The sequence below is a fragment of the Mariniphaga anaerophila genome (assembly GCF_900129025.1).
Lineage (GTDB): Bacteria > Bacteroidota > Bacteroidia > Bacteroidales > Prolixibacteraceae > Mariniphaga > Mariniphaga anaerophila.
The window spans coordinates 651,353-669,901 of sequence record NZ_FQUM01000003.1; the positions used below are offsets into that span (position 1 = coordinate 651,353).

The 18,549-nt window shown below is 41.8% G+C and carries 13 protein-coding genes; 11 read left to right on the forward strand and 2 right to left on the reverse strand.

Annotation, left to right across the window (positions count from 1 at the left end; all coding sequences use genetic code 11):
- The first annotated feature begins 197 nt into the window (after positions 1-197).
- The 5 genes from BUB08_RS08630 to BUB08_RS08650 all read left to right on the forward strand — a co-directional run bounded on the left by BUB08_RS08630 (position 198) and on the right by BUB08_RS08650 (position 8,797).
- Entirely contained in the window at positions 198-1,676 is a 1,479-nt protein-coding gene (locus BUB08_RS08630) for a glycoside hydrolase (RefSeq protein ID WP_139249653.1), read from the forward strand.
- 227 nt (positions 1,677-1,903) lie between these two features.
- Complete coding sequence (locus tag BUB08_RS08635; protein ID WP_083570659.1) at positions 1,904-3,379, forward strand: glycosyl hydrolase family 28 protein; 1,476 nt, start codon at positions 1,904-1,906, stop codon at positions 3,377-3,379.
- A gap of 16 nt (positions 3,380-3,395) precedes the next feature.
- Complete coding sequence (locus BUB08_RS08640) at positions 3,396-5,108, forward strand: alpha/beta hydrolase-fold protein (RefSeq protein ID WP_073000791.1); 1,713 nt, start codon at positions 3,396-3,398, stop codon at positions 5,106-5,108.
- A 55-nt stretch (positions 5,109-5,163) separates the two neighbouring features.
- Positions 5,164-6,594: a right-handed parallel beta-helix repeat-containing protein gene (locus BUB08_RS08645; RefSeq protein WP_083570660.1), complete on the forward strand. Its 1,431-nt coding sequence runs from the start codon at positions 5,164-5,166 to the stop codon at positions 6,592-6,594.
- Positions 6,595-6,718: 124 nt separating this feature from the next.
- Positions 6,719-8,797 carry a glycoside hydrolase family 36 protein gene (locus BUB08_RS08650; RefSeq protein ID WP_073000795.1) on the forward strand — a complete coding sequence of 693 codons (2,079 nt, stop codon included), beginning with the start codon at positions 6,719-6,721 and terminating at the stop codon, positions 8,795-8,797.
- A gap of 111 nt (positions 8,798-8,908) precedes the next feature.
- On the opposite strand, the gene BUB08_RS08655 is transcribed toward BUB08_RS08650, so the two are convergent.
- The gene (locus BUB08_RS08655; protein WP_073000797.1) at positions 8,909-10,444 is read right to left on the reverse strand and encodes an NAD(P)/FAD-dependent oxidoreductase; all 1,536 of its coding nucleotides are present in this window, start codon (positions 10,442-10,444) and stop codon (positions 8,909-8,911) included.
- A gap of 249 nt (positions 10,445-10,693) precedes the next feature.
- Between BUB08_RS08655 and BUB08_RS08660 the strand changes: the two genes are divergently transcribed.
- The 5 genes from BUB08_RS08660 (at position 10,694) to BUB08_RS08680 (ending at position 16,634) form a co-directional block, all read left to right on the forward strand.
- Positions 10,694-11,419 carry an ABC transporter ATP-binding protein gene (locus BUB08_RS08660; protein ID WP_073000799.1) on the forward strand — a complete coding sequence of 242 codons (726 nt, stop codon included), beginning with the start codon at positions 10,694-10,696 and terminating at the stop codon, positions 11,417-11,419.
- An 83-nt stretch (positions 11,420-11,502) separates the two neighbouring features.
- On the forward strand, positions 11,503-12,765 hold the full coding sequence (locus tag BUB08_RS08665; RefSeq protein ID WP_073000801.1) for an ABC transporter permease: 1,263 nt from the start codon (positions 11,503-11,505) through the stop codon (positions 12,763-12,765).
- A 62-nt stretch (positions 12,766-12,827) separates the two neighbouring features.
- On the forward strand, positions 12,828-14,093 hold the full coding sequence (locus tag BUB08_RS08670; protein ID WP_073000802.1) for an ABC transporter permease: 1,266 nt from the start codon (positions 12,828-12,830) through the stop codon (positions 14,091-14,093).
- A 33-nt stretch (positions 14,094-14,126) separates the two neighbouring features.
- On the forward strand, positions 14,127-15,251 hold the full coding sequence (locus tag BUB08_RS08675) for an efflux RND transporter periplasmic adaptor subunit (RefSeq protein WP_073000804.1): 1,125 nt from the start codon (positions 14,127-14,129) through the stop codon (positions 15,249-15,251).
- 48 nt (positions 15,252-15,299) lie between these two features.
- Entirely contained in the window at positions 15,300-16,634 is a 1,335-nt protein-coding gene (locus tag BUB08_RS08680; protein WP_073000907.1) for a TolC family protein, read from the forward strand.
- A gap of 42 nt (positions 16,635-16,676) precedes the next feature.
- Here BUB08_RS08680 and BUB08_RS08685 read toward each other — a convergent pair whose 3' ends face one another.
- Complete coding sequence (locus BUB08_RS08685; protein ID WP_073000806.1) at positions 16,677-17,741, reverse strand: amidohydrolase family protein; 1,065 nt, start codon at positions 17,739-17,741, stop codon at positions 16,677-16,679.
- Positions 17,742-17,862: 121 nt separating this feature from the next.
- Here BUB08_RS08685 and BUB08_RS08690 point away from each other — a divergent pair, with 121 nt between their 5' ends.
- Positions 17,863-18,393: a nitroreductase family protein gene (locus tag BUB08_RS08690; RefSeq protein WP_073000808.1), complete on the forward strand. Its 531-nt coding sequence runs from the start codon at positions 17,863-17,865 to the stop codon at positions 18,391-18,393.
- Positions 18,394-18,549 lie beyond the last annotated feature (156 nt).

Here is an 18,549-nt window from a genome sequence, read left to right on the forward strand (position 1 = left end):
TTGGTATTAATTTAATTATTGAAAAATACAAATACTCTCAAATTAGAGCATGTTTTAATAATGCACAAACAAAACAGCAATCACCCATATTTCACTATAAAGCAACCCATTAGTAAAACATAACGAATAACAAAGCCGTCCTTTGGAAAAGACGATGCTTTAACTTTCCCGTATCAAACCATAAAAATCACGAAAGAATGAAACAAATAGCTAGAAAAATATACCTTTTGGCAATTATTTCTGGAGTCTTTTTACAATGCACTAAAAGTGAGCCTTCATTGCCAGACGATTCTATTCCTGAAAAAAAATATAAAGAGATAACTATTCATATTAATTTCAATAAAACCTTCCAGATTATAGACGGGTTTGGTTTTTTTGGCGCTTATGACGTTTGGTGGGGAGATGACACCAACATGTGGAATGATGCCTGGGGAGAAAAGGTAATTACGGATCTAGGCATAACAATTTGGAGAAACGAAATATATCCTCCGGAAACAGGGCATGCACAACAAGATGCAGACTGGAATAAACAATTACCTACGGTACGCGGACTAAAGAAAAAAGCAGACCAGCACGGTGTACCTCTTAAATTTGTGGCAACAGTATGGAGCCCGCCTTCTGACTTTAAATGGGCAATACAACATGCTTGGGCCGGAGATACAGAAGCTACAAGATGGGAAGATTCAAACGTTACCACAAAAAACGGGGGAACCCTTAGCCCACACAAATACACCGAATATGCCGATTGGCTTAATAACAATATTCAGCTATACAAAAATGAGGGGATAGACATATATGCGCTCAGTCTGCAGAATGAACCTGCTTTTTCACAATCGTTCAACTCTTGTCAATATACAGTTTCTTGGTATAATGATCTACTTATCAATGTTGTCCCCAAGGTTAAAACTATTTTTCCTGACACAAAAATTTTCGGGTCAGAAAATATGTTACTAACCGAAGGGAAAGATGAAAACTGGCCCTGGTTTTACCATTCCGGTATTCTGGAAAACAATGAAGCAGCATCGAATTTAGACATACTTGCAGTGCATGGCTACAATGATGGTATACTGCCAACCTCTGGCTCGGAGCTTGTAAAAATGTGGAACAATCACACCGAACATTTTGCTAAACCTCTGAATAAGAAAACCTGGATGAGTGAAACTTCCGGCTATACGGAATCATGGGAGATAAAAGATGGCAAACCCGGAGCTTTCAATTTAGGACTCGATATTATGACCGCTCTTAACTATGGAAACGTTGCTGCCTGGATTTGGTGGCAAGGAAGTCAAAAAGATGGGATTGGAGAATATAATTTAATGAGTGGAACTACGCCAGGGAAAAAATATTTTGTATCCAAACACTACTACCGCTATATAAGACCAGGAGCTATCAGAACAGAAGCGACAGTGCCCTCAGACGAAAAAGAAGTGTTTGTCACCTCATTCAAGCATACAGATAAACGGACAAGCACAATTGTAATTATAAATGCTGGAGAAACCAAGTCGATTTCAATTGAAGGGAACAATTTGCCGGATGAATTTGAAATGTATCGCACAAGTGAATTGCTTCCAGAAAAATGTAGCTTAATTGAAACTATTAAGTCCGGCGCTAAAAACTATTTTATTCTTCCCGAAAATTCTATTATAACACTTCAGTCCGGAGGCTCCCCATTATAACAAATAAAATATTCAACAGCAGAACCTATTCCCGTCGCAACATTTCAGATAACAAGGCAGCAAATATTGATAATACTCCTGAAATCAAGCGACTAGGAACTGCTCTTAATAAAAAACTCAACAGAGAAACATTCTTCTCTCACAGCCTTAACACACGAATAAAGAGAGTATTAAATACAATTTCCTGTATGGAAAAAGCAAACAATTATCACTATTAAAAAATAACGATGATAAAAAACATATTTTTACTCATACTCTTCCCTCGATTGCTTTTTGCATCTGTACAAGTTTACAGGTACTCAAACGAGATAGAGCCATCAAAACAATACTCAGTAAAAGTAAATGGCATATCTAACTTTGTTCTGGACAATCCTGTCCCTAGTTCTTTTGTCGCTTTTGGAATGGAAAACGAAGTTTCGGTTGAAATTGAAAGCAAAAGAACAGTAAAATGGGTTGATGTTCGTCCTTTAAGCGCTGGAATAAAGCCGGTGATCCAAAATGATAAAATCTGTTTCAATATAACTAAACCCGGTAATTATAGTGTAGAGATAAACGGGAAATTAAGTCATCCCCTTTTTATTTTTGCTAATCCGAAAGAAGCAAAACCATCCAAAAACGACCCGAATGTTCTCTTTTTTGAAGCAGGGAAGGTGCATCGTCCCGGAATAATACATCCTGAATCAGGACAACAAATTTACATTGAAGGAGGCGCTTATGTAATAGGCGCTATTTCAGCTACGGGGGTTGAAAATATAAAGGTATCCGGCCATGGTATAATGGATGGCAGTCTTAATAACCGGTTGAGCCAGAAACAGACGGCTGCCATTTTTTCCGTAGATAATGGGGATGAGTCGGCAGGCCAGTATCAGCGTTTTATTGAATTTATCGACTCTAAAAATATTTCAATCAAAGGACTGATCCTAAATAACAGTACTACCTGGCAGGTTGTACCCATCAATTGTGAGAATGTCACTATCTCAGGGTTAAAGCTAGTCAGTGATAACCCAAGTGACGACGGAATTGATATTGTCCGTAGCCGAAATGTACATGTCAAGGATTGTTTCATTCGCGTAAAAGATGATTGTGTCGCCATAAAAGCACACCTCGATTATCCTGAAGATGTTATTGTTGATAACGTTAAGATAGAGCAATGCATTTTCTGGAACGCTGCGTGGGGAAACGCTCTCGAAATAGGATTTGAGCTACATGCTGCCGAAGTTCGAAATATTACTTTTTCCGATTGCGATATTATACACGTTGAAGCAGGAGCCGTTTTTAGCATACATAATTCAGACAAAGCAACTGTAAAAAATGTTCTTTATGAAAATATTCGCGTGGAAGACGCACGCCATAAATTTATAGATCTGGGCATCTTCAGATCGAAATTTTGCACCGATGGATCGTCTGATGAAACTTACTTAAACGAAAATATAACCCATGATATCTGGGACAATGAACTAAAAGTTCCGGAAGGCAAAAAAGCCTTACACTCCCAATATAGAGGGCGCATTGAAAATATAACGTTTAAAAACATTCAATTATTAGAAGGGAATTACCCTTTTTCACTATTCATTGGCTACGACGAGCGCCATGCTATAGATGGTGTAACTATAGAAAATCTTAAAGTTTACGGAGAAAAAATCACATCATTAAAAAGCTTCAAATTGCATTCGGAGTTTGCAAAAAACATCCGCGTAAAATAATTTTAACTTAATCGATATGAAAAAGTTCAGTTCTTTTCTTTTGCTTTTAATTAGCCTTTCTCTCTCTTGCAAAAAGGAGGACACAAACTGGGTTGACCTCCTGAATTATAGAGACTTTTCGAATTGGAATGTCTTTGTCTTAATTCCCGAACAGAAAGGGTCAGAGGAGTCAGAGATGAGAAATCCGCCGGAATGGTTACTTCCGAAAGTCTATTTATCTGAAGACCCGGAATCAAGTACTTTCAATTATCAAATGCATGACGGGAAAAAAGTTTTGCATATATCAGGAGAGTTACTGGGTTTCATTACGACCAAAAAAGAATATGGTGATTATCATTTGAAATATAAATTCAAATTCGGAAAGAAATGGCAGTGGCTAGGAGATCGCCCTCGTGACGGAGGAATCTTTTATCATGTAAAAAATTCAAATACAGAAAAAGAAAAATCTCCTCATGAATTTAATATCCATGATGGAGACATTGGAAGTTATTGGAGTTTTGGAGGATATGGGAACATTCCTTGTAAAATAACGACAAAGCTACCAGGTAGTATTACAGACATCATCCCCATAATTAGTCCTGTTGTTCCAAGCTTGAAAGACTCGATGTTTATTTTTGATAAAGACGGAACTACCAAAACATTTGGTGAGTCGATACCCGACATGCAGATATGTGTTGCCAATCCTATTGCTGATAACCCATGTGGAGAGTGGAATGAATTAGACTTAGTTTGTATAGGAGATACAATAATTCATGCAGTGAATGGCGTAGTCGTAAATGTTCTCTATCATTCAAGATACAGAACAGAAAATAACGAATTAATTCCACTTACCAAGGGTGCAATAAAAATTCAGAGTGAAGGAGGAGAGCAGTTTGTCGAATATATTAAAATAAAAGAGATTACGGAAGTTCCCAAAGAGTTTAGAAGCAAAATCCAGAAACATGAGATACAGGAAAAATCCTTCGTCTCGTCGTCTACAGAAGAATTTGATAAAAACAATTCGCCCAAAACCAAATGGGTAGATCCAGAGATAGGCACGGCCCCGGGCTTAAGTCATCACATTTTCCCAAGCAAAGCTCTGAACACCGATGTTGGCTATGTAATATGGACACCGGAAAATTATGAAAAATCGACTCGCCATTATCCTGTTATATATTTTCTCCACGGAGTTGGAGGAACTGAAGCTGCTGACGCCGGAGAATTTTCCAGATGGCTGTCAAAAGCAATAAAGGAGCACATTTTTCCTCCGGCAATTTGTGTTTTTCCTAATGGAGGGGAAAGTTATTACCGTGGAGCAGTAGAAAATATGATTGTTAACGAGCTGATCCCTCTGGTAGATAAAAACTACAGAACTTCACCAAAAGCCGATTCCAGGTTATTGGCAGGGTTTTCCATGGGTGGAGAAGGCGCTGTATATTTATCAATTAAATACCCAGACCTCTTTTGCGCTGCGGGTAGTTTGGGAGGAGAGTTAAAACTTGATGCTCCTCATTTGCAACTTGCCATTGAAAATGCAATTCCTACATGGAAAAAATCCAACTTTGGATTCTATTTGGTGAATGGAGACAAAGATGGACCTGAAGCATTCTCTGACTTTTCTGAAATACTGACCTCAGAAAAAATTGACCAGCGTATCGTAATTCTTCCAGATACAGAGCATAATTTACAACACTACTACGAACGTTCTGTAATTGAGATGCTGGCATTTCTTTCGAGTCATCTTAAATAACGAATAGAGAATTACAGAAATTAGCTAATCTTATATTAAAAACAAATTATAGAAAATGAAAACTACACGCTTTCTTCTTTATCTTATTCTCATGGCATCCAACTTATTAACAAACGGAAAAGAATATTTTGTTGCTCATTATGGACTGGATGATGCCCTAGGAACCTATACAAATCCTTTTGGAAGCATTCATCAAGCCTGCATTGTTGCACAAGCAGGAGATACAGTTACGGTATTTGGGGGGGAATATTACATCGACAAACAAATTATTCCGCAAAACTCAGGAAAAGCCGGCGCTTGGATAACATTTCGCAGCATGCCGGGTGAAAAAGTAATTTTCGACGGACAATTTATCACCTATGCCAACGAAAAACTTTTCACATCACAGTCCGCGGGTCTATTTCAAATTACGGCTAAAGAATTCATTCATGTAAAAGAACTTCACTTCAGAAACTCCTATTCTGTTGGAATACTTGTAGGATATTCTTCCAACCTTCCTGAAGCTGCGCCTGAAGAAAAAAGGAATACCCGAAATATAAAAATTGAGGGATGTAGTGTAAACCGAAGTTTTAATTCAGGAATTTCTGTCTGGTATGCAGATTCAGTTATAGTAACGTCATGTGAAATAACGCGTGCTAACGACATCGATTTTTGTTTGCCTGAAACAAGACGAGGACATGAAGCTCCTCATGAAGCAATATCTATATGCGGAGCACGGCATTTTATAATCAGCAACAATCATGTACACCATTGTTATAAAGAAGGAATAGATTGCAAAGAGGTTTCATCTCACGGATTAATATGCAATAACCTGGTACATGATGTACCTCGTCAGGCATATTACGCTGATGCCTGGTTTGGCCTGCTGGAAGATATTGAATTTCGAAATAATATAGCTCATTCTTCAGCGTGGGGTTTTGCGATAAGTGTAGAGGGCAAAAATTCAGAAGCAAGGAATATACGAATTCACAACAACCTAGTTTACAACATGAAGGGAGCTGGAATTTTGTTCGGGCTATGGGGTGAAAACAGGTTACGCTCTGACATCCATATTTACAATAATACTTTATATAAATGTGGATCCGAAGGATGGTTTAGTGGAAATGTGGGAAGCATTGATATCCTGTCTACAAATTGCAGGGATGTATATATTTATAACAACATTTGTGATAAAGGATTTGATTACGAGATAGGATTTGGATTTAAAAAGAATGAATTACCTGAAGCATTGGAGAAACAAAATATAATTGTAAAGAACAACCTGGTTTCCGGGACAAAAAACAAGGAGGTTCGTATTGGACAATTTGATGCTAAAGTTATTGAGTATATTCCTGCAGAAAATAAAATCGGAACTCCCAAATATAGAAACAGTTCCTTTTTTGACTTTGTTCCTGTCAACATTCCTCGCCCAAAAAACGATGATAAATGGAAGTACACGCCATCTCCTTGGTATGGAGCATACGAACCATTGAAAATGACAGATTAGAAAATATGAAGCGAATATGAATTTTCTTCATTCAAAATTCACAAAAAAAAAATGATTACAATTCACTCAAACTACTGAATATATTTATTTTATAAACATTAAGCGATCGAAAAACTTCATACAGATGAAACGAAGAAAATTCATTCAATCATGCTCTTTAGCAACAACACAAGCTATACTTTTACCTGAAATTATTTTGATTGAACAAGCGAAAACCCCATTTGTACCGGTTACCGGTAGCTGGAAACTGCACAAAAATGGTTCTTTCGATCTCATCTCCTCAAAAATCAGCCTGAAAGACAGCTTTCCCTCTTTTAACGGCAAGCCAGTTCGGCCAATTAAAATTGATGTGGAGCCCGACTCAAATGGGGGACGCATTATTTATACTCTTACAAAAGGAAAAATAATATTGATACTAAACAAGAAACGAGACAGACTTACTCTTGATTCTTCATTAGAGGGATTTAATACTGCCCCTCACTGGTTTCTGCCAATGAGTGGGAGCACAATAATTGGAGCCAATAGATACTTTAAACAAGGCAATGGTTTTGGCGGGCCAAGTGGCGTATTTCAGTATAGTATGCCTCCTCAAAAAAGAGAATATCCACACAATAATGAATCATGGAGTATCGACTCATATCTCTCTACGGGCTTTATTGCCCCTGACGGAGAGACTATAGCAGTGGCTCCCTTTCATTTTGACAAATATGTTTGTCGAAGCACTCACCACAACAAAAACTATAGGAAAGGGCTAATAGACAGACATCTAGATTACAACATCAATTTATTCGAAATTGGATTTGCAACTGAGAACATACCTTTAGGCTCTAGCGAATTAGCTCTTCCAACTGTTAATTTCTTTATGGGGGAAACAGCATATCCGACTTTTCGCAAACTGGCAAAAGAAATAGGGCAGGCAAATGGAATAAAAAGAGACAAAAAAACTGTTTATGGATGGTGCTCATGGTATGAATTTGAACATAATTTCAACCAACTAATCCTAAAAGAAACAATCGAAGGACTAAAAACACTAACACCATCAATTCCACTTGAGATGATTCAAATAGATGATGGGTACTCCGTTCATGGAGACTGGGTCACCTCTAACCGAAATTTTCCCGATGGGTTAGAATACGCCGCAAAAATTATTACTGACAACGGGTACAACGCAGGTATATGGATTGGGCCATTTATGGTTATGAAAACAAGCGAGGTATTCAAAAACCATCAGGATTGGTTATTGAGAAACACAGATGGAGAATTAATCAGAGCCGGAACATTCAGGGGAGTCGATGACTATATTCTTGATACCAGTCATCCCGACGCCTTTAACCATTTGAGACATGTGTTTCGAAAATTACGTTCTTATGGCTTTTCATATTTTAAAACGGACTTCCTTGATTGGGGGTTAAATGACTCGACTTCCGTAAAGCGTTACAAAACAGGAAAGACATCAGCTCAATACTTTATTGACGTCATGAAAATGATTCGGGAAGAAATAGGTAACGAAAGTTATTGGTTAGGGTGCATTGCACCCTACGAGCAGATGGTTGGTTATGCAAATGGAATGCGCTATTCAAATGATGTAACTGGCATGCCTGGTGCTATAAGTAACCTAATACCCGAAACAGTAGCCTGTCAATATATGAATGGCACACTATTTTTGAATGATCCGGATACCGTATTTTTACGTGATTATAATGAAACAAAACATCTTAGCGCGCAAGATGTAACCGGATTTTCTCCATCTATTGAGGTTATGAATACAGACGAAAAAGTATCCCTCGCTTTATGGAATGGAATGACTTCAAACTGCATAGTAACTTCCGATCGTGTTCATCTTGTAAATGATAATATGCAATCACTGTTTCGTTTTTTACAGCCTGGGAGTAAGTTTCTACCAACAACCCACCTAAATTGGGAACACCCTGCAGAAATAAAAAACGCACTTCGCCATTTGCCTAATGGAGACTATGCTTTTCTTCTTTTTAATACGAGCGAGAATGAACAAAAAAAAGACATAACTATTGGTGAAATTGTACCTTTTGATTCTGCTTTTGTTTTTCGATGGGGACACAATTTATCTCATTTTTTGGGAAAACTTTCTTCTCTCTCTGTTAAGCTAAAAAAGAATCAAGCTATGCTTTTATACTTATCTCAAAGCAATCAACAAATCCCAAAGGGAATGAAATTATTCGGATAGTTATACAAATTTATATCAACACAGACCTTTGCTTTTTTAACTCTTATCAAGCTTATTATCTGCATCTTGAAGGAACAATCTCAGAATACAGCTCTCCTGAATTAAAAAAAACTACTGCCCAAGCACAAACCCCATTGCTGCTTTAATTCCGTCGGCCGCGCTGGAAATAATTCCTCCGGAGTAGCCGCTTCCCTCACCCACAACATAGAGGTTTTCAAACCCCTCGCTTTTTCCGTTTGGCTGGCGTAACACCTGCACCGGCGACGACGTTTTGCTTTCAAGCCCCAACAAGTTACCCGTTTCAAAGCCCTTCATTTTCCGGACAAAATCGGTCAGGCCGGCCTGCATTGATTTTACCACCGGAGCAGGCAAAAGCTCCCACAATGGCGCCGCCACAACTCCCAGCGGATAGCTGCTGTCGAAAGCAAAATACCGGTTCTGTGCCTGCAAAAAACCTTCGATGCTGCAGGCCGGCGCGCGGTAATTCCCGGTATGACGGTAAAAAGCTGTTTCCAACTGTTCTACCCGCTCCAGCGCCTCCAGCGGAGAAACCGTTTTTCCGGCCAGTTCATCGGGGTGAATACCGGCAACACACGCGGCGTTGGCAAACTGTCCGTTGCGGCTGTAGTAACTCATTCCGTTAACAATATTGGTTTCGGGGTAAGCGGCGGCGGGCACCACTGTTCCGCCCGGACACATACAAAACGAAAAAACCGGATGATTGCCGTCTGCCGGCGAAGTAAGACGATACTCAGCCGCTTTCAGACCGGGGAGATTTTCGTGTCCCCATTGGGCCAGGTTAATTATTTCCTGCCGGTGTTCCATGCGGCTGCCAATTGCAAAATTTTTTGTACGGAACGGAACACCCCGCCGAATTAGCATCCGGTACGTTTCGTAAGCCGAATGCCCGGGAGCAATAAAAAGTGCTCCAGATGGCAAAACTCCTTGTGAAGTCACTACTTCTGTAACCTTTGATTTTTTTACCACAATGTCTTCCAGCATGGTTTCAAACATTACCCGGCCACCCAAATCTTCAAAATGCAACCGCAGGTTTTTCACAATTTTTCGCAGGTTATCTGTTCCCAGGTGCGGATGCGACAGGTAAGCAATCTCCTCCGGAGCGCCGGCTTTTATATAATTCTGAATAATAAACTGCTTCTCCTGCGAAATATGTTTGGAGCGGGAGGTCAGCTTGCCATCGGAAAATGTTCCGGCGCCGCCTTCGCCAAAAGCATAGTTGTTTTTTGCATCGAAAAACCCGGTGCGTTCAAAATGGGAAACAGCACGACTGCGGGTTTTCACTTCTGAGCCGCGCTCGATGAGCGTTACGCTAAATCCGGCCTGCTGCAAAACCAATGCAGCAAAAAAACCGGCAGGACCACTGCCCACAACCACCACCGGGAACCGGCGTTTTTTAAACGGAATTTCAAGTTCCTTTACTTCTCTGGGCTCCCCTTCCCTGATTTCAGAAGAGCTCACCCCTACCCTCAACTGCCAGGAGACCTTCGGTTTTTGCCGGGCATCCAGACTTTTATGTTCAACCTGAAACGAAAAATTCCGGATGCGCAACATTTTGCCTATCCGGTGCCGAAGCTGCTGTTCTGAATACCCGGTGGGTAATCTCAATGTAATTGATTTGAATCCCATTCGGCAAAAATAAATCTAAATTTTGAATAAAATTCAGCATTTACTCTTCACCTTTTTTATCAGACGGTGTAACTAACCGGTTTAATCAGTCGTCTTACCTTAAATGCAAAAAAAGAATAGTTGGTTGTCAGCGCCCAAAATTCAAAACAAAATTGGCTTTCACCATAAAAAATTGGTTGTTGGTCGAAAAAAATAAAAGACTTAAACAGAAAACAGAGATTTTTATACTGACAATGAAAACAGAAAACTATGATTCGTTTAAACAATGTACACAAGTCTTACGGAAATGGAAGTAACTCATTGCATGTACTAAAAGGGATTGATTTGGAAATTGAGCAGGGTGAGTTTGTTTCAATTATGGGTTCTTCGGGATCGGGCAAATCTACCCTGCTGAACATTCTGGGAATTCTCGACAATTACGACGAAGGCTCCTACCATCTGAACGGCACCCTCATAAAAGACATGTCGGAAAAGCAGGCTGCCCGGCTGCGTAACGAACTGCTGGGATTTGTTTTCCAATCGTTCAACCTCATCTCCTTTAAAAACGCCATGGAAAACGTGGCGCTTCCGTTGTACTACCAGGGAGTTAACCGGAAAAAGCGGAACAAAATTGCACTTGAGTACCTCGAAAAACTGGGACTGCTTCCGTGGGCGCACCACATGCCCAATGAATTGTCGGGAGGGCAAAAACAACGTGTTGCCATTGCACGATCGCTGATTACCCGGCCTAAAATTATTGTAGCCGACGAACCCACCGGGGCACTCGACACCAGCACTTCGTACGAAGTAATGGACATCCTCACAAAAATTAACAACGATGGAATTACGGTGGTAATTGTAACGCACGAACACGACATTGCCGCAATGACCCAGAAAATCATCCGGTTAAAAGATGGCGTGATTGCCGAAATTATTAAAAACGGCGAACTGAAAGAATGGAAACACCAGTACAACAAAGAACTGGAAATTGCCTGAAAACAGCATTTCTTTTCATGAAAGAACCGTTGTCATGCTCACTGATTTCATAGTAACACGTTAAACATCCAACTTAAACTTACATGTTCGACATCGATAAATGGCAGGAGATATTTGCCACCATCAAAAAAAACAAAATGCGCACCTTCCTCACCGGTTTTTCTGTGGCCTGGGGAATTTTTATGCTAATGATTCTGCTCGGGGCAGGAAACGGGCTGAGCAACGGTGTAGCAGAAAACTTTATGCGCGATGCCGTAAATGCCATGTGGTTGTGGAGCGGGCGCACCAGCATGCCTTACCAGGGAATGAAAGAGAACCGCCAAATCAGGTTCACCAATGCCGACTACGAGCTGATTAAACACCTCGAAGGCGTTGAATTTACTTCCGGCAGGTATTACATTTCGGGCAACCGTTTTGCTTACGGAAATGAGTCGGGCGAATACACAGCAGTTACGTGCCACCCGGAGTTGAAAAAGGTGGAATCCATCGAAATTGAAAAAGGACGTTTTATCAATGAAATTGATATTCTTGAAACGCGAAAATCAGTGGTTCTGGGAAAAGACATTTACGATGCCCTTTTCAAAAACAAAGAAGCCATTGGCGAGTATGTCCGAATCAATAACGTTCCCTTTAAAGTTGTGGGAATCTGCCTGGAAGGAGGCGGCACCCGCCACCGGAACGCCTACATCCCGGTAACCACGGGGCAAAAAGTATTTAACGGCGCCAACCGGCTGCACAACTTCGCACTCACAATCAATGCCAACTCCATAGAAGAAAGCAAAGCCATTGAAGACCGGGTGCGCGCTGCCCTGGCCCGCAAACATAAATTCGATGAAACCGACCGCGCCGCGCTGGGCTCGTACAACAAGCTCGAAAACTATTTACAAACCATGCGCATTTTCGAAGCCATAAAAATATTTATCTGGATAATTGGCGCAGGGACCCTCATTGCAGGAATAGTTGGTGTGAGCAACATCATGCTGATTGTGGTAAAAGAACGCACCAAAGAAATTGGCATCAGAAAAGCAATTGGCGCCAGCCCCGCATCTGTGGTCGGGCTTATTTTGCTGGAATCGATTCTGATAACCACCATTGCCGGGTACGTTGGGCTGGTTTTGGGCACAGGACTGATGGAAGGCGTGAACTTTTTTGTTGAGCAGCAATATGCAGCGGCAGCAGCAGCAAACTCAGGAAACGGCGAAACCATATTCCGAAATCCTACGGTAGATTTGAATATTGCGGCAACAGCTACCATGCTGCTGGTTTTTGCCGGCGCCGTTGCCGGGTACATCCCCGCAAAAAGGGCAGCACGTATTAAACCGATTGTTGCGCTTCGCGATGAATAGCATGACTGAAACGAGAAAAATGCAGAACGACATTTACGATTAACACGAAACATTACACTCAAATGTTTGATTTAGACCTTTGGAAAGAAATAATAGACGCGCTGAAAAAAAACCGGATGCGCAGTTTTATGACGGCGTTCGGGGTGTTCTGGGGAATATTCATGCTCATTATTATGTCAGGGGCAGGCCGCGCACTCGAAAACGGCGTTATGGAAGGCATTAAAGCATTCGCCACCAACTCGGCCTTTTTCTGGACAGAGCGAACCAGCAAACCGTACGAAGGATTTCAGCGCGGAAGAAGATGGGATTACAAAAATGCAGATATTCAATACATCCGGACCAACCTCAACGATGTGGAATACCTTTCGCCAAGGCTTTTCGGACCGAGTTCGAGGGGCGGAGACAACACCATCAGAGGAATAAAAACAGGGGCTTTTAACATTTACGGCGATTATCCGGATTACTTTAAAATTGACCCGTGGACTCCGGTAAAAGGAAGGCTGCTCAACGAAATTGACATTAGGCAAAACCGAAAAGTGTGCATTATTGGCGAGCGTGTAGCCGAAGTAATGTTCGACAAAGGCGAAAATCCCATTGGTGAATACCTGAAAATTAACGGAGTCTACTTTCAGGTGGTTGGCGTTGTGAACCCCGAAACCCGTATTAACATTGGCGGCGGACAAAAAAACGAAGCCATCATGATTCCGTTCAGTACCATGCAGCGCACCTACAACATGGGCGATGTGGTTCATTTTTTCTCGGTAACCTCAAAACCCGGAGTGCCTGTCAGCAAGGTAGAAACCAGGCTGAAAGAACTGCTAAAAAGCCGCCATCATATTGCGCCAGACGACCTGCAGGCCATCGGTTCATTCAACATCGAAACCGAGTGGAAAAAATTCAATTCACTGTTTAACGGAATCCAGATTCTGACCTGGATTGTTGGCATTGGCACCTTACTGGCCGGCATCATTGGCGTCAGTAATATTATGATGGTAATCATAAAAGAACGCACCCAGGAAATTGGCATTCAGCGGGCAATTGGCGCCACCCCGGGCAAAGTGATGCTGCACATTGTTATGGAAAGTGTGTTCCTCACAATCCTGGCCGGGTACATCGGACTTGCACTGGGGGTTGGGTTGCTCGAACTGGTAAGCATGGTACTCGATTCCAGCACCGAAGAGATGTTTTTCCGGCATCCGGAAATCAGCTTCAAAATGGCCGTCTCCGCACTTTCGGTACTCATTTTTGCAGGAATTTTTGCGGGAATGATTCCGGCCCGGCGAGCCATAAGAATAAAACCCATTGATGCTTTGAGAGAAGAAAAATAAACTGAAAACAAAATAAACAAAAACAGAAAAGTCATGAAGAAAGTATTCAGAATTATCGGAATTGTAATTTTGATAGGCGCATTCGGCGGAACGTTTTATTTTCTTTACAATAAATCCAAAAAGAAACCGGATGTTTTTGAAACTCAGAATCCGTTCGTAAGCGATGTTGTCAAGAAAACAGTAGCGACCGGCTCGGTTGTTCCCCGATTCGAAATTGATATCAAACCACAGGTATCCGGCATTATTGACGAGCTTTTTGTGGAAGCCGGCGACAAAGTGGAAAAAGACCAGATAGTGGCCCGCATAAAAATAATTCCAGACATGGTTACGCTCAACACAGCCGAAACCAGGCTGAACCGCGCAAAAATAAATTTTGAAGATGCGCAAAACGACTTTGAGCGCCAGCAAGGCCTGTTCGACAAAAATGTAATTTCGTACGAAGAGTATAAAAATGCCAAAGTAGCTTACGATTCGGCAAAAGAAGAACTGGCCGCCGCAGAAAATAATCTGGAATTGATTAAAAACGGTGTAACAAAAAAGGCGAAAACCACTACTAATACGCTTGTGCGTTCAACCATAACCGGAACCGTGCTGGACGTGCCGGTAAAAGTTGGGAACTCGGTTATCCAGTCGAACACGTTTAACGACGGGACAACCATTGCCACCGTGGCCAACATGAACGATATGATTTTTGAAGGGAAAGTGGACGAAACCGAAGTGGGTAAAATAAAAGCCGGAATGCCTATTGAACTGGAAATAGGAGCCATCGAAAAAGAAAAATTCCAGGCTATGCTGGAGTACATTTCGCCGAAAGGGGTAGAAGAAAACGGCGCCATTCAGTTTGAAATAAAAGCCAGCGTTCAGTTGCTCGACGACCAATTTATCCGCGCGGGATACAGTGCAAATGCCAACATTGTGCTGGACCGGAAAGACAGCGTGCTGGTTATTCCCGAGGGGCTGCTGAAATTTGAAAACGACTCGTCGTATGTTGAGGTGCAGACCCAGACTGAACAGCAGTTCGAAAAACGTTTTGTTCAGACCGGCCTGTCAGACGGAATAAACATAGAGGTGACAACAGGATTGAATAAAGAAGATAAAGTAAAAGGCGAAAAAATCGATCCGAAAAAAGTGAACGAAGAAAAAACAAGCCAGGGATAGTCTGAAACGTTTGTTTATTAATTTAGCCTGAAATAAAACAAGATGAAAATGAAAAAACTAATAGCATTTGCAACCGGAATATTCTGCGTGTTTTCGGCAACCGTGTTAACAGCTCAGAATACGTGGTCGTTGCAGGAATGTGTGAATTATGCACTGGAGAACAACATCCAGATTAAACAGCAAAAGCTGAATACCCAATATAACGAGAACCAGGTTAATCAGGCAAAATCCGACAGGTTGCCCAACCTGAATGCAGGAGCCTCAAACAGCTACAGTTTCGGGCGCTCGCTGAACAACGACAATGTGTACGAAAATGTAAACTCCACACAACTCAACGGCTATGTTCAGTCAAACCTCACGCTGTTTAACGGGTTTACACTTCAGAACTCGGTAAAACAAAGCGAACTCAATTTACAGGCTGCCATTCAGGATATGCAAAAAGCACAGGACGATTTGGTTCTAAACATCGCCGCTTCTTACCTGGAAATACTTTTTGCCGAAGAGTTGGCGCTCATTTCCCAATCGCAGGTTGAAGTAACCCGGCAGCAAATCGACCGGACAAAAAAACTGGTTGATGCCGGTAGCCTCGCAAAAGGCTCTTTACTGGAAATTGAAGCTCAACTGGCGCGCGAGGAGCTGCAAATTGTTAACGACCAAAACCGGGTTCAGCTTGCTTACCTCAACCTTTTTCAGTTGCTGGAGCTGCCCGTGGAAAAAAGTTTTACCGTTGCAAAACCAATACTCCCAGAGATTAAGGCCAATGTGACCATGGCAAATTCGTTCGACGTTTTTACAAATGCCATTAATGTAAGGCCGGAAATTAAAGCAGCCCAACTGCGGGTTGAAAGCGCAAAACGGCAGCTAGACATTGCCAAAGGAAATAGCTACCCCACCCTGAGTGTTGGTGCAAATTACAACAACCAGTACTACAACATTATGAACAGCGAATACGAGCAGCTTTCATTCTCGAAACAATTAAGAAGCAACAGCAGGTATGGATTCGGGCTGAATCTGAACATCCCTATTTTCAACCGGTTTCAGGTTAAAAACGGTATTTCAAACGCAAAGCTGCAAATTGCAGATTACGAATACAGACTGCAAACGGCACGAAACGTTCTGCGAAAAGATATTGAACAGGCCTACACCAATGCACTGGCCGCACTTAACAAATATGTTTCAAGCGAAAAAGCAGTTAAATCAACCGAAGAAGCATTTCGGTACACCGAAGAAAAGTTTAACGTGGGCATGGTAAATTCAGTGGAGTACAACCAAAGTAAAAATTACCTGACCACCGCACAATCGGAATTATTGCAGGCCAGGTACGAATATATTTTCCGGGCAAAAATTCTGGATTTTTACAACGGAATCCCCATCGATTTGTAGGATGCTTTTCCGGAACCAGCCTGTTGGCGTGAATCCGGCAACCTAAAATCCGTACCACTTTTTTGCGTTGCCGGCGTAAATTTTATCCACCACCTCTTTGGGAAGTTTCAGCCCGCGAAATTCACCGTCAACCAGGCTGCTGGTCATTTTATTGTCAGTTACCAGGTATTCCCAATCTTGTAGCCATGTTTGGTGCATTCTTGCCTGAAACGTTTTTTTCTCCTGTCCACGGTCAATAATATCAGTTCCGTATATCAACCTATCCTGATACCTGATGAAAAAATTCCGCACGGTTTCCCGGTTCTCCAGCGTGTGATAAAACAAATGCCCCATCCGGGCAGCCATGTCCATTGATGCATTGGGGAACCGATCCAGAAAAAGCGCCATTTCTTCCAGGCTCCATTCCAGGCTGGCCAGGTGGCAACCAACAAACACCAGCTCCGGATTCTTCTCCAGCATCCGGTCGCGGGCAACTATCTGCTCTTCGTACGACGGGTATTCTGGATGCAGAAACATATGATACTTTGGATTGCGTGCAAAATAGCCGCTGTCGTTTTTTGTGGTCATTTCTTCAAGCGGAAGCCAACAGTTTCGGGGTTCGCCCAAATGCGCTACCAACGGAATCCCTTTTTCGGCCAAATGCTGAAAAACCGGATCAAACTGCGGGTCGTCAATCATAATCAACACACTGTCTTTATTTCTGAATTCCATCCCCACGTTTTTCCAAACCTTCACGGCCAGAGCGCCGTCGGCAACACAGCGGTCAATCCAGGCAATGGTGTTTTCAACCCACCCCGGTTCATCCCAGCCATCGAGGCAAAATGTTGCGGTAAACCCGGTAGTCTCGGGGTGTTCCTGTTTCAGCGATCGAATCTGGTGATGCGCCTCAACCACCCGCTCGCAACCGTCGGAAAATGTATTGATGTTCAGCAAACGAAAATTATCGTTTTGAGCCTGCTCCACCGACCTTTCCTTATCGGTATAAATATGATAATGGGCATCAACTTTTTCAACGTTCGAAAAATCGTTCGAAGCATAATAATTGTTGTTTTGGCAGGAGGTAATTGCAACAACTGCGATAAACAGAAACAGGTACTGGTTTTTCATTTTCAATGGGTTTAATCGATTTTCCGAAGATAAAAAAAACAGCAAACGTTCAGGCAATCAACTGCTATGTTTTACAGTCACGAGAAAGTTGGTTAGTTTTGCATCAGAAGAAACGAAAGCCATGATTGAAATTCTCAGAAATCGCCGCAGCATCAGAAAATACACAAAGCAACCTATTGAACAGGAAAAACTCGAAACATTAAAAGAAGCGCTGCTGCGTTCCCCTTCGTCAAAAAACATAAATCCCTGGGAATTTATTTTTGTGGATGATGCCGAAATACTGGAAGAGCTAAAAGATTGCAAGCCGCATGGCGCAACACCGTTGCGTTCGGCACCTCTGGCAGTTGTTATTTGTGCGGACGAAAACAAAAACGATGTTTGGATTGAAGACTGTTCCATCGCATCCATACTGCTTCAGCTAACTGCACAATCGCTCGCATTGGGGAGTTGCTGGATACAAATACGAAACCGGCAATACTCCGAAACAGTTTCCTCAGAAAAGTACATTCAGAACCTGCTTCGTATCCCCGAACATTTCAGGGTACTGAGTATTGTAACCATCGGCTATCCGGAGAAAAACAGAGCGGGAAAACCGTTTGAAGAGTTACAATTCGAAAAAATCAGAAGTAATGGGTTTACTGTTCAGGATTGATTTTATTTCGGAGGGCACTAAATTCGGGAGTGTAATCTAAACTCTGTCTGGTATTTTTCTTTCATTCAAAATTAATTCATTTTCTGGATTATTAATCGTAAAAGCTTTTTTGAACGGGATTTGAGTTCTGTCAGGGGCGGCTGAGTATGCGAAGCC